This window comes from Citrobacter sp. Cpo030 (assembly GCF_030333005.1).
Classification (GTDB): Bacteria; Pseudomonadota; Gammaproteobacteria; order Enterobacterales; family Enterobacteriaceae; genus Citrobacter; species Citrobacter portucalensis.
This window is the reverse complement of sequence record NZ_JAOWGT010000040.1, coordinates 11,376-32,596: the sequence shown is the minus strand read 5'-3', so window position 1 is coordinate 32,596 and position 21,221 is coordinate 11,376. Positions and strand designations below refer to the sequence as shown.

At 53.3% G+C, this 21,221-nt stretch carries 18 protein-coding genes; 12 read left to right on the top strand and 6 right to left on the bottom strand.

Annotated features, from left to right (window positions below; genetic code table 11):
- Window positions 1-17: 17 nt before the first annotated feature.
- A complete protein-coding gene (gene lysA / locus OGY37_RS01390) occupies window positions 18-1,274 on the top strand; it encodes a diaminopimelate decarboxylase (RefSeq protein ID WP_126956633.1) in 1,257 nt (418 codons plus the stop codon).
- A gap of 104 nt (window positions 1,275-1,378) precedes the next feature.
- On the opposite strand, the gene OGY37_RS01385 is transcribed toward lysA, so the two are convergent.
- Both OGY37_RS01385 and galR read right to left on the bottom strand, forming a co-directional pair.
- On the bottom strand, window positions 1,379-2,389 hold the full coding sequence (locus OGY37_RS01385; RefSeq protein WP_181510309.1) for a LacI family DNA-binding transcriptional regulator: 1,011 nt from the start codon (window positions 2,387-2,389) through the stop codon (window positions 1,379-1,381).
- Between the two features lie 13 nt (window positions 2,390-2,402).
- Window positions 2,403-3,431, bottom strand: coding sequence for an HTH-type transcriptional regulator GalR (gene galR, locus OGY37_RS01380; protein WP_003033945.1), 1,029 nt, complete (start codon window positions 3,429-3,431; stop codon window positions 2,403-2,405).
- A 597-nt stretch (window positions 3,432-4,028) separates the two neighbouring features.
- Here galR and aas point away from each other — a divergent pair.
- Both aas and lplT read left to right on the top strand, forming a co-directional pair.
- The gene (gene aas / locus OGY37_RS01375; RefSeq protein ID WP_003825593.1) at window positions 4,029-6,188 is read left to right on the top strand and encodes a bifunctional acyl-ACP--phospholipid O-acyltransferase/long-chain-fatty-acid--ACP ligase; all 2,160 of its coding nucleotides are present in this window, start codon (window positions 4,029-4,031) and stop codon (window positions 6,186-6,188) included.
- A complete protein-coding gene (gene lplT / locus OGY37_RS01370; protein ID WP_008785713.1) occupies window positions 6,181-7,374 on the top strand; it encodes a lysophospholipid transporter LplT in 1,194 nt (397 codons plus the stop codon). Before aas ends, lplT begins: the two co-directional genes overlap by 8 nt.
- 83 nt (window positions 7,375-7,457) lie before the next feature.
- Here the strand turns inward: lplT and OGY37_RS01365 are convergent, their stop codons facing one another.
- The 4 genes from OGY37_RS01365 to mutH form a co-directional block, all read right to left on the bottom strand.
- Window positions 7,458-8,498, bottom strand: a complete 1,041-nt coding sequence (locus OGY37_RS01365; protein WP_003825597.1) for an NADP(H)-dependent aldo-keto reductase — start codon at window positions 8,496-8,498, stop codon at window positions 7,458-7,460.
- Window positions 8,499-8,604: 106 nt separating this feature from the next.
- Window positions 8,605-8,823 (bottom strand): lipoprotein YgdR, encoded by a 219-nt coding sequence (gene ygdR, locus OGY37_RS01360; RefSeq protein ID WP_000758660.1) that lies wholly within the window; start codon window positions 8,821-8,823, stop codon window positions 8,605-8,607.
- Window positions 8,824-8,967: 144 nt separating this feature from the next.
- Window positions 8,968-9,681 (bottom strand): TerC family protein, encoded by a 714-nt coding sequence (locus OGY37_RS01355; RefSeq protein ID WP_003033961.1) that lies wholly within the window; start codon window positions 9,679-9,681, stop codon window positions 8,968-8,970.
- A gap of 75 nt (window positions 9,682-9,756) precedes the next feature.
- Window positions 9,757-10,452: a DNA mismatch repair endonuclease MutH gene (gene mutH / locus OGY37_RS01350; protein ID WP_003825600.1), complete on the bottom strand. Its 696-nt coding sequence runs from the start codon at window positions 10,450-10,452 to the stop codon at window positions 9,757-9,759.
- Between the two features lie 684 nt (window positions 10,453-11,136).
- On the opposite strand from mutH, the gene rppH reads away from it, so the two are divergent.
- The 9 genes from rppH (at window position 11,137) to recC (ending at window position 21,094) form a co-directional block, all read left to right on the top strand.
- Complete coding sequence (rppH, locus tag OGY37_RS01345; RefSeq protein ID WP_003825602.1) at window positions 11,137-11,667, top strand: RNA pyrophosphohydrolase; 531 nt, start codon at window positions 11,137-11,139, stop codon at window positions 11,665-11,667.
- A gap of 12 nt (window positions 11,668-11,679) precedes the next feature.
- The gene (ptsP, locus tag OGY37_RS01340) at window positions 11,680-13,926 is read left to right on the top strand and encodes a phosphoenolpyruvate--protein phosphotransferase (RefSeq protein ID WP_148361512.1); all 2,247 of its coding nucleotides are present in this window, start codon (window positions 11,680-11,682) and stop codon (window positions 13,924-13,926) included.
- Window positions 13,927-14,116: 190 nt separating this feature from the next.
- Window positions 14,117-14,992 (top strand): prolipoprotein diacylglyceryl transferase, encoded by an 876-nt coding sequence (lgt, locus tag OGY37_RS01335; protein ID WP_003825606.1) that lies wholly within the window; start codon window positions 14,117-14,119, stop codon window positions 14,990-14,992.
- 6 nt (window positions 14,993-14,998) lie between these two features.
- Window positions 14,999-15,793 carry a thymidylate synthase gene (gene thyA / locus OGY37_RS01330; RefSeq protein ID WP_003033990.1) on the top strand — a complete coding sequence of 265 codons (795 nt, stop codon included), beginning with the start codon at window positions 14,999-15,001 and terminating at the stop codon, window positions 15,791-15,793.
- Window positions 15,794-15,976: 183 nt separating this feature from the next.
- Window positions 15,977-16,447, top strand: coding sequence for a prepilin peptidase-dependent protein (locus OGY37_RS01325; RefSeq protein WP_286619859.1), 471 nt, complete (start codon window positions 15,977-15,979; stop codon window positions 16,445-16,447).
- A complete protein-coding gene (locus OGY37_RS01320) occupies window positions 16,438-17,001 on the top strand; it encodes a prepilin peptidase-dependent protein (RefSeq protein ID WP_286553773.1) in 564 nt (187 codons plus the stop codon). Before OGY37_RS01325 ends, OGY37_RS01320 begins: the two co-directional genes overlap by 10 nt.
- Window positions 16,998-17,405, top strand: a complete 408-nt coding sequence (locus tag OGY37_RS01315) for a DUF2509 family protein (RefSeq protein WP_286619857.1) — start codon at window positions 16,998-17,000, stop codon at window positions 17,403-17,405. The genes OGY37_RS01320 and OGY37_RS01315 overlap by 4 nt, the downstream gene beginning before the upstream one ends.
- Window positions 17,390-17,713, top strand: coding sequence for a prepilin-type N-terminal cleavage/methylation domain-containing protein (locus tag OGY37_RS01310; RefSeq protein WP_003825617.1), 324 nt, complete (start codon window positions 17,390-17,392; stop codon window positions 17,711-17,713). Before OGY37_RS01315 ends, OGY37_RS01310 begins: the two co-directional genes overlap by 16 nt.
- 12 nt (window positions 17,714-17,725) lie before the next feature.
- The gene (recC, locus tag OGY37_RS01305) at window positions 17,726-21,094 is read left to right on the top strand and encodes an exodeoxyribonuclease V subunit gamma (protein WP_286619855.1); all 3,369 of its coding nucleotides are present in this window, start codon (window positions 17,726-17,728) and stop codon (window positions 21,092-21,094) included.
- Window positions 21,095-21,221 lie beyond the last annotated feature (127 nt).

The following is a 21,221-nucleotide window of genomic DNA, read 5'->3' as shown; positions in this document are numbered from 1 at the left end:
CAATATCGGAGCACACCATGCCACGCCCACTCAATAGTACTGACACTGACCTGACCGCCGACAACCTGCTGCGCCTGCCTGCCGAATTCGGCTGCCCGGTGTGGGTCTATGATGCGCAGATTATTCGCGCCCAGATTGCTAAGCTGAGTCAGTTTGACGTGGTGCGTTTTGCTCAGAAGGCATGTTCGAATATTCATATTTTGCGTCTGATGCGCGAGCAGGGCGTGAAGGTTGATTCCGTCTCGCTTGGCGAAATTGAACGTGCGCTGGCGGCAGGCTTTGTACCTGGGAAAGATGAGATAGTCTTTACCGCCGATATGATTGATGAAGCGACGCTCGCGCGGGTGCATGAATTGAGCATTCCGGTAAATGCCGGGTCGGTGGATATGCTGGAACAACTGGGTCAGGTCTCGCCGGGCCATCGCGTGTGGCTGCGCGTAAACCCTGGCTTTGGGCATGGGCACAGCCAGAAAACCAATACCGGCGGTGAAAACAGCAAGCACGGGATCTGGTATAGCGATCTTCCCGCGGCGCTGGAGGTGATTCAGCGCTATAAGCTGAAGCTGGTGGGGATTCATATGCATATCGGCTCCGGCGTAGACTACGGCCATCTGGAGCAGGTGTGCGGCGCAATGGTGCGCCAGGTGGTTGAATTTGGTCAGGATCTGGAGGCGATCTCCGCGGGCGGTGGTTTATCAATCCCGTATCGCGAAGGGGAAGAGGCGATCGATACCGATCACTACTTTGGATTGTGGAACGCTGCGCGTGAACAGATTGCTAAACACCTGGGCCACCCGGTCGCACTTGAGATAGAGCCGGGTCGTTTTCTGGTCGCGGAAGCCGGTGTGTTAGTGGCGCAGGTACGTAGCGTAAAAGAGATGGGGAGCCGCCACTTTGTGCTGATCGATGCGGGCTTCAACGATCTAATGCGCCCGGCCATGTACGGTAGTTATCACCATATCTCAGCGCTGGCAGGGGATGGTCGCTCTCTGGAACACACCCCGCAACGGGAAACCGTGGTAGCCGGGCCATTGTGCGAATCCGGCGATGTGTTTACCCAGCAGGAGGGCGGAAATGTGGAAACCCGACTGTTGCCTGCGGTGGTGCCGGGCGATTATCTGGTGCTGCATGATACCGGGGCGTACGGCGCGTCAATGTCGTCAAATTACAATAGCCGCCCGCTGCTGCCGGAAGTTTTGTTCGATAACGGCGTGGCGCGGCTGATTCGCCGTCGCCAGACCATTGATGAGCTGTTAGCGCTGGAATTAATCTGATTACAGCGTTGTGAAATGCCGGATGGCGCTACGCTTATCCGGCCTACGATATTAACTGCGGGGCCTGTAGGCCGGATAAGGCGCTTGCGCCGCCATCCGGCACGTTATTTGTAATACGGCCCCGTCGTCACCGAATCACGTAGTACCAGTTTGCCGGTAAACGGTGGGATTGGCTCGACGCTCTCGCCGTTGGCCAGCCGGATAGCCTGGTCGATTGCCGTGGTTATCATTGTATCAATCGGTAGATATACGGTAGACAGCCCTGGCTCCAGCCATTTGGCGCTGGGCGCATCATCAAAACCAAACAGTGAGACGTCCGTTGGGATCCTCAGCCCGGCCTGATGTAACGCTTTTGATGCGCCTAATGCCATGTCATCGTTACAGGCGAACAGGGCGCTAAATTTCACCCCTTCCTCCAGCAGTTCACGGCAGGCCTCATAGCCTCGCGTCATCGTGGAGTCGCCGTATTTGACCTTATCGGGATCCCAGGGAATACCGTTTTTTTCCAGCGCTTTACGATACCCCATCAGGCGTGATTTACCGGTAGGCGTATGGCCTGGCACAGTGATACAAGCAATATCGCTATGGCCCTGGGAGATCAGATAATTGACCGCCTGATAGGCCGCGTCTTCCTGTTCAAAGAAAATTGCGCGATCGCGGGCCTGGCTGACATCACGGTTGATGACCAGCAAGGGCATAGCAATGCTGTTCATCAACGACATAATCGCCTTTTCACTCATATAGCGGGTATAGAGAATAATGGCGTCGCACTGCCTGTCCGCCAGCATTTGCACGGCTTCCTGCTCACGCTCTGGTGTGTCGTGGCCGTCGGTGACGATCAACTGCTTGCCGTGAGATTCCGTCTGGCGTGAAGCCTGTTGCAGCAGGCGGCCAAAGTAGAATCCATCAAATGTGGAAACTACCAGACCAATGCTGTTGCTGGTGCGGTTTGCCAAAGAGCGCGCTAAAAAATTAGGCCGATAATCAAGTGCCTGCATGGCCTTAAACACTTTCTGGCGCGTGCTCTCTTTTACCTGACCCGTGCCATTCAGTACGCGCGAAACGGTCGCTTTTGAGACGCCTGCGTGTCGTGAAACGTCCAACATCGTAGTCATAACGCTATCCTGGTTAATCGTTTGACGATGAATTCCCCGGCTCTGTCAGCGTCGAAACGGAATGGCGACGCACCAGAGTTGGGTTAAAAACGTGGGTAATTTCAGGCACGGGACGCTTCTCCGCCAGCGCGAGCGCCAGTTCGGCAGCCTGGGTTGCCATCGTCACGATCGGGTAGCGCACCGTGGTCAAACGCGGGCGCACGTAGCGGGAAACCAGCACATCATCAAAACCAATCAGCGAGATTTCTCCCGGCACATCAATGCCGTTATCATTCAATACGCCCATGGCACCAGCCGCCATTGAGTCGTTGTAGCAGGCTACCGCAGTGAAGTTTTTGCCACGGCCAAGTAACTCGGTCATAGCCTGTTCACCGCCGCTTTCATCCGGTTCACCAAACGTTACCAGGCGATCGCTGACAGGAATATTGCTCTCTGCCAGCGCGTCGTAATAGCCTTGCAGACGATCTTCCGCATCTGAAATCGTGTGATTGGAGCACAGATAGCCAATGCGCGTATGGCCTTGTTGAATGAGGTGTCGGGTCGCGAGCCAGGCGCCGAAACGGTCATCAAGGGCAACGCAGCGTTGTTCGAATCCCGGCAGAATTCGGTTAATCAATACCATGCCGGGGATTTGCTTCATGAGTGATGCCAGCTCAGCATCCGGGATAATTTTTGCGTGGACAACAAGGGCTGCGCAGCGGTGGCGAATGAGCTGTTCAATCGCCTGTCGTTCCTTCTGTTCGTTATGGTAGCCGTTACCAATCAGTAAAAAATTACCGGTGTTATAGGCCACCTGCTCGACAGCTTTAACCATTGCCCCAAAGAATGGATCGGACACATCTCCCACCACCAGACCGATGGTCTCTGTGGATTGTTGTGCCAGCGCACGCGCATTGGCGTTGGGGTGGTAGCTGAGTGATTCCATTGCACTTGTTACGGCCAGACGCGATGCTTCGCTGGCTTTAGGGGAATCATTAATCACTCGAGAAACGGTGGCGACTGATACACCAGCTAGTCGGGCTACATCCTTTATGGTCGCCATGATAGTACCTGTTGTGGGTAAACGCTTACATTCCGTCAGTGTTACGGAAAATGGCTGGCTGTTCAAGCAGATTGCCTGTCAGAACGTCGCAAATGTGAGCGCACACGAGCGAAGTAAGACAGAAAATAGAAAATGCTAATTTTTGCTTACACTTTGCGATGTGCTGTTGCGATTGTTCGCTGGTGAGGGAACTGAGCAGATTGCTAGAGTTGAGATCCCAGAGGTATTGATAGGTGAAATCAACTTTCGGGTTGATCACTAGAATTACACCAGCCTGCGCAGATGCGCAGGTTTTTTTTTACCTTCAGCCTATCTGTAACAGTAACCGATAATTTACACAACTCGTTGCATTTGGGTTCATTCCTTTGCGTTTTCGCACTGGCGTATCTGGCTGCTGACGACCACAATCAAGATCCCAGAGGTATTGATTGGTGAGATTATTCGGTACGCACTTCGTACCTGTCTCTTGCACCAACCTGCGCGGATGCGCAGGTTTTTTTTCGGATTGTATTTACCAGTTACCTGTCGCGCCCATTCCCCAACTCGTATACTCTCCCACCATTGATGTTTATATAATTAATGGCACAGGGAGTTGAGATGCTATTTGGCTTTTTTCGTAATCTGTTTCGCGTGCTTTTCCGCGTTCGCGTCACGGGCGATGTCAGCGCGCTACAGGGAGAACGCGTTCTAATCACTCCCAACCATGTCTCATTTATAGACGGCATCCTGTTGGCGCTCTTTTTACCGATTCGTCCCGTCTTCGCTGTTTACACCTCTATCAGCCAGCAATGGTATATGCGCTGGCTAACTCCGCTGATTGATTTCGTACCGTTAGATCCAACTAAACCGATGTCGATTAAACATCTGGTTCGTCTGGTCGAACAGGGCCGCCCGGTGGTTATTTTCCCGGAAGGACGTATTTCGACGTCCGGTTCGTTAATGAAAATTTATGACGGCGCGGGGTTTGTCGCCGCAAAGTCTGGGGCGACGGTCGTTCCTGTGCGCATTGAAGGCGCGGAGCTTTCCCGCTTTAGCCGCCTGAAAGGTTTGGTTAAACAGCGATTCTTCCCGCGCATCCGCTTACACATCCTACCGCCGACACAACTGCCGATGCCGGAAGCACCGCGTGCTCGCGATCGCCGCAAAATCGCCGGAGAGATGCTGCATCAAATTATGATGGAAGCACGCATGGCGGTTCGTCCGCGTGAAACGCTATACGAGTCGCTGCTGGCGGCGAAATACCGTTTTGGCGCAGGCAAAAACTGCATTGAAGATGTTAACTTTACCCCGGACAGCTACCGCAAGCTGCTGACAAAGACGCTCTTTGTGGCCCGTATTCTGGAAAAATATAGTGTCGAAGGTGAAAAAATCGGCCTGATGCTGCCAAACGCGGGGATCAGCGCAGCGGTCATTTTTGGCGCCATTGCGCGCCGACGCATTCCGGCCATGATGAACTACACCGCGGGCGTGAAAGGATTAACCAGCGCCATTACTGCGTCTGAAATTAAAACAATCTTCACATCCCGACAGTTTCTCGATAAAGGCAAACTCTGGCATTTACCGGAACAGCTCACCCAGGTGCGTTGGGTTTATCTGGAAGACTTAAAAGCTGATGTGACCTTTAGCGATAAGCTATGGATTTTCTCACATCTGCTGGCACCTCATCTGGCGCAGGTGAAGCAGCAGCCTGAAGACGCTGCGGTGATCCTCTTTACCTCCGGTTCAGAAGGCCATCCGAAAGGTGTGGTCCACAGTCATAAAAGCATTCTGGCGAACGTTGAGCAGATCAAAACGATTGCCGATTTCACTGCCGATGACCGTTTTATGTCGGCGCTGCCGCTGTTCCACTCCTTTGGCCTGACGGTGGGATTATTCACGCCGCTACTGACTGGCGCAGAAGTGTTTCTTTATCCCAGCCCGCTGCATTACCGCATTGTGCCAGAGCTGGTATACGACCGGAACTGTACCGTGTTGTTTGGTACCTCAACGTTCCTCGGCAACTACGCGCGTTTTGCGCATCCGTACGATTTCCACCGCCTGCGCTATGTGGTGGCGGGAGCGGAAAAACTTCAGGACAGCACAAAGCAGCTGTGGCAGGAGAAATTTGGCCTGCGCGTTCTTGAAGGCTATGGCGTGACGGAATGTGCGCCGGTTGTGTCGATTAACGTACCAATGGCGGCAAAATCGGGAACGGTAGGGCGCATCTTGCCTGGTATGGATGCTCGACTGTTGGCTGTTCCGGGAATTGAGGACGGTGGGCGTTTACAGCTGAAAGGCCCTAATATTATGAGCGGCTATTTGCGCGTTGAAAAACCTGGCGTGCTGGAAGTGCCGACGGCAGAGAATGCGCAAGGTGAGATTGAGCGCGGCTGGTATGACACCGGAGACATCGTGCGCTTTGATGAAAACGGCTTTGTACAGATTCAGGGGCGCGCTAAGCGTTTCGCTAAAATTGCCGGAGAGATGGTTTCGCTGGAAATGGTTGAGCAACTTGCGTTGGCGGTATCTGCAGACAAAATGCACGCCACGGCGATCAAGAGTGATGCCAGCAAAGGTGAGGCGCTGGTGCTGTTCACTACCGATAGCGAACTTACGCGTGAAAAACTACAGCAGTATGCGCGGGCGCACGGCGTACCTGAACTCGCTGTACCGCGTGATATTCGCCACCTGAAGCAACTCCCATTACTCGGCAGCGGTAAGCCGGATTTTGTTACGCTGAAAAGCTGGGTCGATGAGCCGGAAAAACAACATGAGTGAGTCAGTGCACACTAACACTTCAATCTGGTCCAAAGGGATGATGTCCGTTATCGCCGCACAGTTTCTGTCGGCGTTTGGCGATAACGCGTTGCTGTTTGCTACGCTGGCGTTGCTGAAGGAGCAATTTTATCCGGACTGGAGTCAGCCGATCCTGCAAATGGTGTTTGTGGGCGCTTACATCCTTTTTGCCCCCTTTGTGGGACAGGTGGCGGATAGCTTTGCCAAAGGCAGAGTGATGATGTTCGCGAACGCTCTGAAATTGCTGGGCGCGGCGAGTATTTGCTTCGGCATTAATCCGTTTCTTGGGTATACGCTGGTGGGAATCGGCGCGGCGGCGTATTCACCAGCCAAGTATGGCATTCTCGGTGAACTGACTACCGGCGACAAACTGGTGAAGGCTAACGGCCTGATGGAAGCCTCCACCATTGCCGCGATTTTGCTCGGTTCTGTCGCCGGCGGCGTTCTGGCCGACTGGCACGTAATTGCCGCGCTTTCTGCCTGTGCCCTGGCCTATGCTGGCGCGGTGGTGGCTAACCTGTATATCCCGAAACTGGCCGCGGCTCGTCCTGGCCAGTCCTGGCATCTGGGGAAAATGACGCGCAGTTTCTTCTGTGCGGCTTCATCGTTGTGGCGCAACGGTGAAACACGCTTCTCGTTGGTGGGAACCAGCCTTTTTTGGGGCGCGGGCGTTACGCTGCGTTTTCTGCTGGTGCTGTGGGTCCCGGTGGCGCTCGGCATCACCGATAACGCCACGCCGACCTACCTCAATGCCATGGTAGCGATCGGGATTGTGGTCGGTGCGGGTGCGGCAGCGAAGCTGGTAACGCTGGAAACCGTTTCGCGCTGTATGCCTGCGGGGATCCTGATTGGCGTCGTGGTGCTGATTTTCTCTCTTCAACATTCGCTGCTTCCGGCCTACGCATTGCTGATGCTTATCGGCGTGTCGGGTGGCTTCTTTGTGGTGCCGCTGAATGCGTTGCTGCAGGAACGGGGTAAGAAAAGCGTCGGCGCAGGTAATGCGATAGCGGTACAAAACCTGGGTGAAAACAGCGCGATGCTGTTGATGCTCGGTATTTACTCACTGGCGGTGCTGGTGGGGATCCCGGCTGTTGCGATTGGTATTGGATTTGGTGCGCTGTTTGCGCTGGCGATTGCGGCGCTGTGGATTTGGCAGCGCCGCCATTAGTCTGTTGTATGCTGTTGCCGTATCAGGCCTACAGGGAAGTTGTCTGTAGGCCTGATAAGCGTAGCGCCATCAGGCGCTAACTGTTACGGTGCAGGATAGGTATACACCTGATGCACCGCTTCAATCTCTGCCAGTACTTCTTCGCTCAACTCCAGATGCAGACTTTCAACGTTGGTTTTTAGCTGCTCCATCGTCGTGGCGCCCAGCAAAGTGCTGGCGACAAACGGCTGACGACGCACGAATGCCAGCGCCATTTGCGCTGGATCCAGATTATGGCGTTTCGCGATATCCACATAGGCCGCAACGGCTTTCTGCGTCTGCTCGCCGCTGTAGCGCGTGAAACGGCTAAACAACGTATTGCGTGCACCGGCAGGTTTCGCGCCGTTCAGGTATTTCCCGGTTAACGTACCGAAGCCCAGGCAAGAGTAAGCCAGCAGCTCAACGCCTTCATACTGGCTCACTTCAGCCAGTCCAACCTCAAAGCTGCGGTTCAGCAGGCTGTAGGGGTTCTGGATGGTGGCGATGCGTGGCAGATCGTGTTTGTCCGCCAGGTGCAGATAGCGCATCACGCCAAACGCGGTTTCATTAGAAACGCCGATGTAGCGAATTTTCCCGGCGCGCTGAAACTCGGCCAGCGCGTCCAGGGTATCGAGAAGGGAAACGACCGGCGCGGAGTCTGTCCAGCTGTAGCCTAACTTACCAAAACAGTTGGTCGGGCGCTGCGGCCAGTGAACCTGATATAGATCCAGATAATCGGTTTTCAGTCTTTTCAGGCTGTCGTGCAGCGCTTCACGGATATTTTTACGGTCCAGCGCCTGATTCGGTCGAATGCCGCTGTCGTTGTTACGTGATGGTCCGCTGACCTTAGAAGCAACGATCAGCTTTTCGCGGCTGCCGTGTTTGGCTAGCCAGTTACCTACGTAGGTTTCGGTGAGACCCTGGGTTTCAGGACGCGGCGGTACCGGATACATCTCGGCAACGTCGATCAAATTAATGCCCTGTGCTACGGCATAATCGAGCTGTGCATGTGCGTCGGCTTCGCTGTTTTGTTCACCAAACGTCATTGTGCCCAGCCCCAGTGTACTGACTTCCAGCGAGCTGTGGGGTATACGGTGATATTGCATAGCCGTTTCCTTTTTATAATCACGACATAAGGATTATAAAAATGGCTGAGGGAAGAGAAAAAGGGAAGTAAAATTGTTAAGGCCAGCGCGCTGCTGACCTCAACCATCAGCGTTCAATGATTTGAGACACATCATCGCGGTTAATCTGCATCGCATTGCCCTGCTGGTCGTGATAGCTCACCAGACCGGTATCATCGTCAATTTCTGGTTTTCCATCGGTCAGGATCATTCGACCATCTTTTGTCGCCATTACATAATCGCTGCTGCATCCGGAAACGGCAAAAGCCAGTCCTACGGCGGAAATCAAAACTGCCCATTTTTTCATCTGCTTATCCTCACATGGCCTGCGTCTGACAATAGTTTAGTAATAACGCGAAGTTGTGCAGGGTGAAAGCAGTAAAATCTTAAACTGTGAGAAGGGGTAGGTGTGGCTGGCATTCGCTCCCCTTGCGGGGAGCGATGGATTTCATCAGAGCGGATTTTTTTTATTACGCCACAGGTTCAGGGTCTCTACCGCGATAGAGAAGAACATGGCGAAATAGATATATCCTTTCGGAACGTGGACGTCGAAACTTTCCAGAATCAGCGTAAAACCGACCAGAATCAGAAACGAGAGCGCCAGCATTTTTACCGAAGGGTGGCGATCGACAAACTCACCAATCGGGCGAGCAGCAAACATCATGACGCCTACGGCAATCACCACCGCCGCCATCATGATAAACAGATGATCGGACAAGCCTACCGCAGTAATCACGGAATCCAGACTGAAGATAATGTCTAACAACATGATCTGTACAATCGCACCCAGAAAAGAGGATACGCGAGTTTTCAGACCTTCTTCCTCACCTTCAATGGATTCGTGGATCTCTTTACTGGCTTTCCAGATCAGGAACAATCCCCCCAGCAGAAGGATCAGGTCGCGTGCTGATATCGCCTCGCCAAACAGCTCGAATAACGGGTTTGTCAGCCGCGTTACCCAGGCGATAGAAGCCAGCAGTGCCAGACGCATGATCATCGCCGCCGCCAGCCCAATACGTCGGGCATGATTGCGTTGCGCTGTCGGGAGTTTGGCTACAACCAGAGAAAGGAAAATAATATTGTCGATCCCAAGAACGATCTCCAGCAGCGTCAGCGTACCGAGCGCAAGCCAGGCGTTAGGATCGGTTATCCATGCAAATAACATCGAACAAAGTCCTGCCAAAAAAAAGAAGCGGTAATTATAGGCCCGTAACGCGGCGGGTGAAAGGCCGGACGGTGCCTATTGCGCCTGGAACAAGAAATGTCGCTCAAGCAATGCGCGGGTGAAGTTCTTTTTCAGGTAAAAGCCGCGTGGCAGGGTCAGGATGGGTTCGCCGTTGGCGCCAATGGCCTCGGTAAGCGCGCGGGCGTTGGCGGCTTTAGGACGCAGTTGCAGTACTTCCCCATGGCGAGCGGTGATGCGTTCGACATGACCTAACACAATCATGTCCATTAACTCTTCCCAGTCCAGACGCAATTGCCGGTCTTCTTCTTCATTCGGGCTCCACAGCAGGGGAGAGCCGACGCGGCGCTCAGCCAGAGGGATGCTGCGTTCGCCTTCTACCGGGATCCACAGAACACGTTTGAGTTTGTGCCGTACATGGCTGGTTTCCCAGGTGACGCCGGTATTGCCGGTTAACGGTGCCACACACACAAAGGTGGTTTCCAGCGGTCTGCCAAGACTATCCACAGGGATCGTTTTCAGCTCCACGCCCAGCGCCGCAAAATCCTGCTCTGGTTTACTGCCCGCGCTGGCACCGAGCCAGATTTCCAGCAGGACGCCAATCCAGCCTTTATCGCGCTTAAGATCCTTCGGCGTAATGATTCCCGCCATTGCCGCTAATTCTCCTAACGCGTAGCCCGAAAGCTGCCGTGCCTGGCTCAGCAACTGGGCTTCAGATTCAGGGGGAGAAAGCAACGGACGGAGTTCTGGCATCGGGTTAACCCTTAGGTGAAAAAATGAGCAGTGATTTTATACCGTATGGACAGAGTTTATCTTTTTCCACATGCTTTATTCAATTCTATGATTTATATTGGTTTTTAGATTCACGTTCGCAGAGTTGCGCAACAGCGAAGCGGGTTTTCCAATTCTGGTCACTGACAATGAACAGGATCTTACACCATGTTATCCACAGAAAGATGGGATAACTGTGAAAAACCCCCACTACTGTTTCAATTTACAGCCTTGACGTGCGACGAAAATCGAATTTTCACACAAATTGTGCCTAACTTATTGGCATAATCTGTGGATAAAACCAACGCTGGTCGATCTTTCATCAGCGTGAAGATCGTATGCGTGATGCACATCACATTTCTGTGTGTTTATCTGCGTGGATCGGTTTTAACTTTATGAATGTATAAGAGTATTTTTGATATGTGACGAATGTCTTATTCGGACTGTTCTGGGTTTTCCCATAGTAATTCCGTACTTCTTCACAACTATATCCACAGAAAAGGTGAATAAAATCGCCTTGCTTGCCCTTCTTCTGTTTATAACTCGGCCTTTAACTGTGAGTTATTCAATTGTTATTAGAATATCGCACCCTTAACAGAGTGGTTTACCGCCCCTCAGGAGTGTGAAACAATCGTTTGTATATAAGGTTTATGTTGAGGTAGTCCGGTGATTGATGACGATGGCTACCGCCCGAATGTAGGGATAGTAATTTGTAACCGCCAGGGGCAGGTCATGTGGGCCCGGCGATTTGGTCAGCACTCCTGGCAATTCCCACAAGGTGGGATCAATGCAGGAGAGACAGCAGAGCAGGCGATGTACCGGGAACTCTTTGAAGAAGTGGGTCTCAGTCGTAAAGATGTACGGATCCTTGCTTCTACTCGTAACTGGTTGCGTTACAAGTTACCGAAACGTTTGGTGCGTTGGGACACGAAGCCGGTTTGTATCGGCCAGAAACAAAAATGGTTTCTTCTGCAATTGGTCAGTAGCGATGCTGAAATCAATATGCAAACCAGCAGTACACCTGAGTTCGACGGCTGGCGCTGGGTGAGTTACTGGTATCCGGTTCGACAGGTGGTGTCATTTAAACGCGATGTCTATCGCAGGGTGATGAAAGAATTCGCAAGTGTTGTCATGGCGCTTCAGGAGAGCACTCCTAAACCGCAAAGCGCACCTGCGTACAGACGTAAAAGAGGTTAAGCTACGCAAATTATGCTCACCCGCCTGCGCGAAATAGTCGAAAAGGTGGCCAGTGCTCCGCGTCTGAACGAAGCGCTGAATATACTGGTTACCGACATCTGTCTTGCGATGGATACCGAGGTCTGCTCGGTCTATCTGGCCGATCACGATCGACGTTGTTATTACCTCATGGCGACCCGGGGACTAAAAAAACCACGTGGTCGCACTGTCGCACTCGCGTTTGATGAAGGTATCGTTGGCCTGGTTGGCAGGCTGGCGGAACCTATCAACCTCGCCGATGCGCAAAAACATCCCAGCTTTAAATACATTCCTTCGGTAAAAGAAGAGCGTTTTCGTGCATTCTTAGGCGTACCGATCATTCAGCGTCGCCAGCTTTTAGGTGTGCTGGTGGTGCAGCAGCGTGAGCTGCGTCAGTACGATGAAAGTGAAGAGTCTTTCCTCGTCACGCTCGCCACGCAAATGGCGGCCATACTTTCGCAGTCGCAGCTAAACGCGCTGTTCGGTCAGTACCGTCAAACACGTATCCGTGCGCTGCCTGCCGCTCCCGGTGTGGCAATAGCCGAAGGTTGGCAGGATGCGACACTGCCGCTGATGGAGCAGGTCTACCAGGCTTCAACGCTGGATCCGGTGCTTGAACGCGAGCGACTGACCGGTGCGCTGGAAGAGGCGGCGAACGAATTCCGCCGTTACAGCAAACGCTTTACCGCCGGGGCGCAGAAAGAAACGGCGGCGATCTTTGATCTTTACTCGCACTTGCTTTCCGATACCCGTCTGCGCCGCGAGCTGTTTGCGGAAGTTGATAACGGTTCGGTGGCCGAGTGGGCGGTTAAAACGATTATCGAAAAGTTTGCCGAACAGTTCGCCGCGCTGAGCGATAACTACCTCAAAGAGCGGGCCGGAGATTTACGCGCGCTCGGCCAGCGTCTGCTGTTCCACCTTGACGACTCTATCCAGGGGCCGAATGCCTGGCCGGAACGCTTCGTGCTGGTGGCGGACGAACTTTCGGCGACCACGCTGGCAGAGCTTCCTCAGGACCGGTTAGTCGGCGTGGTTGTTCGGGACGGCGCAGCCAACTCTCATGCGGCAATTATGGTGCGTGCGCTGGGTATCCCTACCGTTATGGGAGCCGATATTCAGCCGTCGGTGCTGCATCGCCGTACGCTGGTGGTGGACGGTTATCGTGGTGAACTGCTGGTCGATCCGGAACCGGTATTGATCCAGGAATACCAGCGTCTTATCAGTGAAGAAATTGAGCTGAGCCGCCTGGCGGAAGACGACGTCAACCAGCCAGCACAGCTGAAAAGCGGCGAGCGCGTGAAGGTGATGCTCAATGCGGGTCTCAGCCCGGAACATGAAGAAAAGCTGGGTAGCCGAATCGACGGCATTGGCCTCTATCGCACCGAAATCCCGTTCATGCTGCAAAGCGGATTTCCTTCGGAAGAAGAACAGGTTGCGCAGTATCAGGGGATGCTGCAAATGTTTAACGACAAGCCAGTGACCCTGCGTACGCTGGATGTCGGCGCCGATAAACAGCTGCCCTATATGCCGATCAGTGAAGAGAACCCGTGCCTTGGCTGGCGAGGGATCCGCATAACGCTCGATCAGCCGGAGATCTTTTTGATCCAGGTTCGCGCTATGCTGCGTGCGAATGCGGCAACCGGAAACCTGAGCATTTTGCTGCCGATGGTAACCAGCATCGATGAAGTGGACGAAGCGCGACGTTTGATTGAACGCGCCGGACGCGAAGTGGAGGAGATGATCGGTTACGCGATCCCGAAACCGCGCATTGGCATCATGTTGGAAGTTCCGTCGATGGTGTTCATGCTGCCGCATCTGACAAACCGGATAGACTTTATATCGGTCGGAACCAACGACCTTACCCAGTACATACTGGCCGTCGATCGTAACAACACACGGGTAGCCAGCATTTATGACAGCCTGCATCCGGGGATGTTGCGTGCGCTGGCGATGATTGCGCAGGAAGCCGAAAGAAGCGGTATCGATTTGCGCCTGTGTGGTGAAATGGCGGGCGACCCGATGTGCGTGGCTATTCTGATCGGTCTCGGTTTCCGTCATTTGTCGATGAACGGTCGTTCTGTCGCTCGCGTAAAATATCTGCTGCGTCATATCGATTTTGATGAGGCGCAAACGCTGGCGCAGCGCAGCCTGGAGGCACAGATGGCAACAGAAGTACGCCATCAGGTAGCGGCCTTCATGGAGCGTCGTGGCATGGGGGGCTTGATTCGCGGGGGATTGTAGGTCTGACAAGCGTAGCGCTATCAGGTATTACGGGGGATAGAGATTACCTATACAGATCTTTTACATCTTCCCGGCATCCGCTTCTAACCCCTTGTGCTATCATTCGCACCTTTGGAGCGCCTGCATTATGCAGGCGCGCTTATCAATTGCTGTCTGACTTCAGCGAAATAACAAGAACTTGTGGTGACAGATGACCAGTAGCTATCTGCATTTTCCGGATTTCGATCCGGTCATTTTCTCAATCGGACCCGTCGCGCTTCACTGGTACGGCTTAATGTATTTGGTGGGGTTTATTTTCGCGATGTGGCTGGCGACGCGCCGCGCGAATCGTCCGGGCAGTGGCTGGACCAAAAATGAAGTAGAAAACTTACTGTATGCGGGCTTCCTCGGGGTTTTCCTCGGTGGGCGTATTGGTTACGTACTGTTCTATAACTTCCCGTTATTCCTCGATAATCCCCTGTATCTGTTCCGCGTCTGGGACGGCGGTATGTCCTTCCACGGTGGACTTATCGGTGTGATCCTGGTGATGATTATCTTCGCCAAACGCACTAAGCGTTCGTTCTTCCAGGTTTCTGATTTCATTGCCCCGCTGATTCCGTTTGGCCTGGGTGCTGGGCGTCTGGGCAACTTTATCAACGGTGAGCTGTGGGGACGCGTTGACCCGAACTTCAAGTACGCCATGCTGTTCCCGGGCTCCCGTACCGAAGATATTTTACTGCTGCAAACTAACCCGCAATGGCAGTCTATTTTTGATACCTATGGCTCGCTGCCACGCCACGCCTCACAGCTTTATGAGATGGCGCTGGAAGGCGTTGTGCTGTTTATCATTCTGAACTTGTACATTCGCAAACCACGCCCGATGGGTTCGGTATCCGGTCTGTTCCTGATTGGTTATGGCGCGTTTCGTATTATTGTTGAATTCTTCCGCCAGCCGGATGCGCAGTTTACCGGCACCTGGGTACAGTACATCAGCATGGGGCAGATCCTCTCTATCCCGATGATTGTCGCAGGCATTATTATGATGGTTTGGGCGTACCGCCGCAGCCCACAGCAACACGTTTCCTGAGGAACCATGAAACAGTATTTAGAACTGATGCAAAAAGTGCTGGATGAAGGCACACAGAAAAACGACCGCACCGGAACCGGAACGCTTTCCATTTTTGGTCATCAGATGCGTTTTAATCTGCAGGAAGGGTTCCCGCTGGTTACGACTAAACGCTGCCATTTACGCTCGATCATTCATGAGTTGCTGTGGTTCTTGCAGGGCGATACTAACGTTGCCTACCTGCATGAAAACAACGTCTCAATCTGGGACGAATGGGCGGATGAAAATGGTAATTTAGGCCCGGTTTATGGCAAACAATGGCGCGCGTGGCCTACGCCAGATGGTCGCCATATCGACCAGATCACCACCGTGCTAAACCAGCTGAAAAATGATCCGGACTCTCGTCGCATCATCGTTTCCGCATGGAACGTCGGTGAGCTGGATAAAATGGCGCTGGCACCGTGCCATGCGTTCTTCCAGTTCTACGTGGCGGATGGCAAGCTCTCCTGCCAGCTGTATCAGCGTTCGTGCGATGTGTTCCTCGGCCTGCCGTTTAACATTGCCAGCTACGCTTTGCTGGTACACATGATGGCGCAGCAGTGCGATCTGGAAGTGGGTGATTTTGTCTGGACCGGCGGCGATACGCACCTGTACAGCAATCATATGGATCAAACGCATCTGCAGCTTAGCCGTGAACCTCGCGCGCTGCCGAAACTGGTTATCAAACGTAAGCCTGAATCAATCTTTGACTATCGCTTCGAAGACTTCGAAATTGAAGGCTACGATCCGCACCCGGGTATTAAAGCGCCGGTAGCTATCTAACCTGTTTCAGGCTGTCACAACCGACGCCCATGTGCGTCGGTTTTTTTTGTCTCAAATCGCGTTTTTCGGCGTGGATTCCTGAAATATTGCAACGGCCTGTAACGCGCTAAATATTCCCCATAGCTCGCCGTAGAAACCGAATTTCCCGCTCGTTATTCATTTTCCTCACGCCATACTGGCGACATGAAAAAACAACAAGGTTACACGCTTCTCGAAACTCTGATTGCGATGCTGATTGTCGCGGCGCTTGGTGCATCTGGGCTGTATGGTTGGCAGCGCTGGCAGCAACAGCAGCGGCTGTGGCAGACCGCCTGCCAGGTGCGGGACTACCTGCTGCAACTGCGTGAAGATGCTAACTGGCGTAACCGCGATCACGTGATAAGCGTGATTCGGGATGGCACATCATGGTGCTTTGTCAGCTCTGCGGCTTCGCAAACCTCGTGTCGGCCCGTTTCGCCTTTGGTTTTTACACCGCCCCGGGACGGCGTCGAAATGGCAGAGATAACGCCTTCACTGGCCTTTTTTGGACTGCGCAATACGGCATGGGCCGGACATATACGCCTGAAAAATGCGGCAGGGGAATGGCGCGTGGTGGTGTCTGGCTGGGGGCGAATCAGGCTTTGTGAGCGCGATGAGGCCAGCATATGTCAGTAAACGAACGGGGATTTTCACTGCTGGAGGTGCTCATTGCCATGGCGATTAGCAGCATTTTACTGCTTAGCTCAGCACGATTTTTACCGGCGCTACAACGAGAGATTCTGCGTAATACGCGCCAGTTAGTACTGGAAGATGAAATATGGCAGCGGGTCTACACCGTGGCGAAGCATCTTCAGCGAGCGGGGTATTGCCGGGGAAACTGTGTCGGAGAGGCTCTGGTGATATCGGCAAATGGGGGCTGTGTTATTGCCCGCTGGGATGCCAACAGCAACGGCGTTTGGGAAAGCAGTCCCGCGAAAGAGGCTGATACTATCGGGTTTCGTTCACAGGACAAGGTGTTGGAAACCCTGCGTGGAGCCACCGACTGCACTGGAAAAGGATGGGAGAAAATGACCGATCCGGCCACCATCCAGATTGAGGCATTCCAGGTTGAACGGCTGAATTTCAGCGGATATTCCCCACTTCTTACGCTGCGTTTGCGTGGAGTGAGTAATGACGAACCACAAAAAGTTGTTGAGGCGGTCTATAGCGTTACGGGATTCAACCTGTGAACCGTGAGCGAGGCGTATCTTCTCTGGCAATGGTCCTGTTGCTGCTGGTGCTCGGTAGTCTGCTGCTGCAAGGCGTTAGCAGACAGGAGGCCAGTTTTGCTGCGCGTGTGGTCACACAAAGTCAGGCGCTGCAGCGTCAGGCGGTAGTGCAATCCGCGATGGAATGGGGGCGTACGCAGCCCTGGCGCTTACAACCCGCCGTACAGTGTCGGCGCGTTCCCACGCAGGATGCCGCGGTTTGCCTGCGTCTGCTTACCAATAATTTTGTGCTGCTTATTGCCCACTATGAAGAGATATCGTTATGGCGTCAGGGGGCGGTTATTGATGGCAACATAGAATTCTCGGCGCGTGGCTGGAGCGATTTTTGTCCGCTAAAGGAGCAGACGTTATGCCAGATCCCCTGAACAGACAGCGTGGCTTTAGTCTGCCGGAAGTGATGCTGGCAATGGTACTAATGGTAATGATTGTGACCGCGTTGTCAGGATATCAGCGGGTGCTAATGAACAGCTTTATCATCAGAAACCAGTATCAGCAACTCTGGCGCCACGCCTGGCAGCAAACCCAGCTGTACCCGTTTTCATCGCCTGTGAACTGGCAGGTTAACCGAATGCAGACAACGAGAGCGGGATGTGTCAGCATCAACGTTATAATTTCTTCACCCCTCGGCAGGCAGGGTCAGATGACGCGTCTGCATTGCCCGAATCGTCAGTAGTCAGGAGTCGCTATGTTAAGGGTCTACCACTCCAACCGTCTGGATGTGCTGGAAGCGTTAATGGAATTTATCGTTGAGCGCGAGCGGCTGGACGACCCCTTTGAACCTGAGATGATCCTGGTTCAAAGCACCGGTATGGCGCAGTGGCTACAAATGACTCTTGCACAGAAGTTTAGTATTGCCGCCAATATCGATTTTCCGCTGCCCGCGAGTTTTATCTGGGATATGTTTGTGCGCGTGCTGCCGGATATCCCGAAAGAGAGTGCGTTCAGCAAACAGAGCATGAGCTGGAAGTTGATGACGCTGTTGCCACAATTGCTGGATAGCGATGACTTCGCATTGCTACGCCACTATCTGACGGACGACACTGATAAACGTAAGCTTTTTCAGCTTTCCTCGCGCGCGGCTGACCTTTTCGACCAGTATTTAGTCTACCGCCCTGACTGGTTGACCCAGTGGGAAGCGGGGCGACAGGTTGAGGGACTTGGCGAGTCTCAGGCCTGGCAGGCACCGTTGTGGAAAGCGCTGGTGGAATACACCGCGGAATTGGGCCAGCCGCGCTGGCATCGTGCCAATTTATACCAACGATTTATTCAGACGTTGGAAAACGCGTCCGAGTGCCCGCAGGGACTGCCTTCTCGCGTCTTTATTTGCGGTATTTCGGCGCTGCCGCCGGTTTATTTGCAGGCATTGCAGGCACTGGGTAAGCACATTGATATTCATCTGCTGTTTACCAACCCTTGTCGCTACTACTGGGGGGATATTAAAGATCCTGCCTGGCTGGCGAAGCTGATGGCACGTCAGCGTCGGCACAGCTTTGAAGAACGCCATCTGCCGTTGTTTCGTGACAGTCAGAAAGCTGAAGGATTATTTAATAGCGATGGCGAACAGGATGTGGGCAACCCGATGCTGGCCTCATGGGGCAAACTGGGGCGCGATTACATTTACCTGCTTTCAGAGCTAGAGAATAGTCAGGAGCTGGATGCGTTCGTCGATATTACGCCTGACAATCTTTTGCACAATATTCAATCGGATATTCTGGAGCTTGAAAGTCATGCTGTGGCGGGCGTTACGCTGGAAGAATATTCCCGGAGCGACAATAAACGCCGGCTTGAGCTGAACGATACCAGCGTGACTTTCCATGTCTGCCATAGCCCACAGCGCGAGGTAGAAATTCTTCATGACCGCTTGCTGGCAATGCTGGAAGCGGATCCAACGCTGACGCCGCGCGATATTATCGTGATGGTGGCGGATATCGACAGCTACAGTCCATTCATTCAGTCGGTCTTTGGCAGCGCGCCAGCCGAGCGTTACTTACCTTACGCGATTTCCGACCGTCGGGCGCGCCAGTCTCATCCCGTCTTACAGGCCTTTATTAGCCTGCTGTCGCTGCCGGATAGCCGTTTTGTCTCAGAGGATGTCCTGGCGTTACTGGATGTTCCCGTGCTGGCGGCGCGTTTCAATATCGATGAAGAGGGGCTGCGCTATCTTCGCTTATGGGTCAATGAATCCGGTATTCGCTGGGGAATTGACGACGATAACGTGCGTGAGCTGGAGCTTCCGCCTACAGGTCAGCATACCTGGCAATTTGGTTTAACGCGTATGCTGCTCGGCTACGCGATGGAAAGCGCGCAGGGCGAGTGGCAATCGGTATTGCCTTACGATGAGTCCAGCGGATTGATTGCCGAGCTGGTAGGGCATCTGGCCTCGTTGCTGATGCAGCTCAATCTTTGGCGTAGAGGGTTAGCTCAGGAACGACCGCTGGAAGAGTGGCTACCCGTTTGTCGGGAAATGCTTAATGATTTCTTCCTACCGGACGCGGACACCGAAGCGGCGATGACGCTGATTGAACAGCAGTGGCAGGCCATTATTACCGAAGGTTTAGGGGCTGAGTACGGCGATGCTATACCGCTCTCTCTGTTGCGTGATGAGCTAGCCCAGCGCCTTGACCAGGAACGCATCAGCCAGCGCTTCCTGGCGGGGCCCGTTAACATTTGTACGCTGATGCCGATGCGCTCCATTCCGTTCAAAGTGGTGTGCCTGCTGGGTATGAACGATGGGGTTTATCCGCGTCAACTTGCGCCGCTGGGCTTTGATTTAATGAGCCAAAAACCGATGCGAGGTGACCGCAGTCGTCGCGATGATGACCGCTATCTGTTCCTCGAAGCATTAATCTCAGCACAGCAAACGCTCTATATCAGCTACATTGGCCGATCCATTCAGGACAACAGCGAGCGCTTCCCGTCGGTTCTGGTACAGGAATTGATGGACTACATTGGGCAAAGCCACTATCTGCCGGGCGATGAATCGTTAACCTGCGATCAAAGCGAGGCCCGGGTAAAAGCGCACGTTACCCGTTTGCATACCCGTATGCCCTTTGATGCACAAAACTATCTACCGGGTGAACAGCAAAGCTATGCCCGGGAATGGCTGCCTGCGGCGAGCCTGTCAGGAAAAGCGCACTCGGACTTTGTACAGCTTCTTCCCTTTGAGATGCCCGAAACGCTGACGCTGGAAACGCTGCAGCGATTTTGGGCTCATCCGGTACGCGCCTTTTTCCAGATGCGTTTGAGGGTTAATTTCCGCTCTGAAGAGAGTGAGATCCCGGATACGGAACCTTTCATTCTTGAAGGGTTGACCCGCTACCAGCTTAATCAGCAATTGCTTAATACGCTGGTTGAAGAGAACGATGCTGAACGACTGTTCCGCCGTTTTCGTGCGGCGGGCGCGCTACCCTATGGGCCGTTTGGCGAAATTCTGTGGGATACGCAGCGTCAGGAAATGCAGTCGCTGGCTGAACGCATTATCGCCTGTCGTCAGCCCTGTCAGAGCATGGAAATCGATCTTAACTGTCACGGCGTGCAAATCACCGGCTGGCTGCCGCAGGTGCAAGAGGATGGTTTGTTGCGCTGGCGCCCATCTTTGATAAGCATTGCGCAGGGTGTGCAACTTTGGCTGGAACATCTTGTCTATTGTGCCAGTGGCGGTAGGGGAGAGAGCCGATTGTTCCTGCGTAAAGACGGAGAATGGCGTTTTCCGCCGCTGGATGCAGAACAGGCGTTGCTGTACCTGTCGCAACTCATTGAGGGGTATCGGGAAGGCATGTCGTCACCGTTGCTGGTATTACCCGAAAGCGGTGGTGCATGGATAAAAACCTGTTATGACGCCGCAAATGATGCCATGTTAGATGACGATGCAACGTTGCAAAAAGCGCGCAGTAAGTTTCTGCAAGCCTATGAAGGCAACATGATGGTACGTGGCGAAGGTGATGATATCTGGTATCAGCGTCTTTGGCGTCAACTGGATGCTGATACTCAGGAGGCTATTGTTTTACAGTCTCAGCGCTACCTGTTACCGATTTTTCGCTTTAATCAGTCATGATGATTGTATAAAAATTGCGCAATTTGATGGCTTCCACTATGATGCGCATTCTGTCACGGACTGATTCTTACAAAGAGAAGATGCTGGCTCGTTCAGCACATAGTCTTGCCCTGTTCAGGTCATGTAT

Coding starts and splice junctions, on each gene's coding strand:
- lysA (WP_126956633.1), top strand. CDS start 18: ATGCCACGCCCACTCAATAGTACTGACACTGACCTGACCGCCGACAAC.
- OGY37_RS01385 (WP_181510309.1), bottom strand. CDS start 2,389: ATGACTACGATGTTGGACGTTTCACGACACGCAGGCGTCTCAAAAGCG.
- galR (WP_003033945.1), bottom strand. CDS start 3,431: ATGGCGACCATAAAGGATGTAGCCCGACTAGCTGGTGTATCAGTCGCC.
- aas (WP_003825593.1), top strand. CDS start 4,029: ATGCTATTTGGCTTTTTTCGTAATCTGTTTCGCGTGCTTTTCCGCGTT.
- lplT (WP_008785713.1), top strand. CDS start 6,181: ATGAGTGAGTCAGTGCACACTAACACTTCAATCTGGTCCAAAGGGATG.
- OGY37_RS01365 (WP_003825597.1), bottom strand. CDS start 8,498: ATGCAATATCACCGTATACCCCACAGCTCGCTGGAAGTCAGTACACTG.
- ygdR (WP_000758660.1), bottom strand. CDS start 8,823: ATGAAAAAATGGGCAGTTTTGATTTCCGCCGTAGGACTGGCTTTTGCC.
- OGY37_RS01355 (WP_003033961.1), bottom strand. CDS start 9,681: ATGTTATTTGCATGGATAACCGATCCTAACGCCTGGCTTGCGCTCGGT.
- mutH (WP_003825600.1), bottom strand. CDS start 10,452: ATGCCAGAACTCCGTCCGTTGCTTTCTCCCCCTGAATCTGAAGCCCAG.
- ptsP (WP_148361512.1), top strand. CDS start 11,680: ATGCTCACCCGCCTGCGCGAAATAGTCGAAAAGGTGGCCAGTGCTCCG.
- lgt (WP_003825606.1), top strand. CDS start 14,117: ATGACCAGTAGCTATCTGCATTTTCCGGATTTCGATCCGGTCATTTTC.
- thyA (WP_003033990.1), top strand. CDS start 14,999: ATGAAACAGTATTTAGAACTGATGCAAAAAGTGCTGGATGAAGGCACA.
- OGY37_RS01325 (WP_286619859.1), top strand. CDS start 15,977: ATGAAAAAACAACAAGGTTACACGCTTCTCGAAACTCTGATTGCGATG.
- OGY37_RS01320 (WP_286553773.1), top strand. CDS start 16,438: ATGTCAGTAAACGAACGGGGATTTTCACTGCTGGAGGTGCTCATTGCC.
- OGY37_RS01310 (WP_003825617.1), top strand. CDS start 17,390: ATGCCAGATCCCCTGAACAGACAGCGTGGCTTTAGTCTGCCGGAAGTG.
- recC (WP_286619855.1), top strand. CDS start 17,726: ATGTTAAGGGTCTACCACTCCAACCGTCTGGATGTGCTGGAAGCGTTA.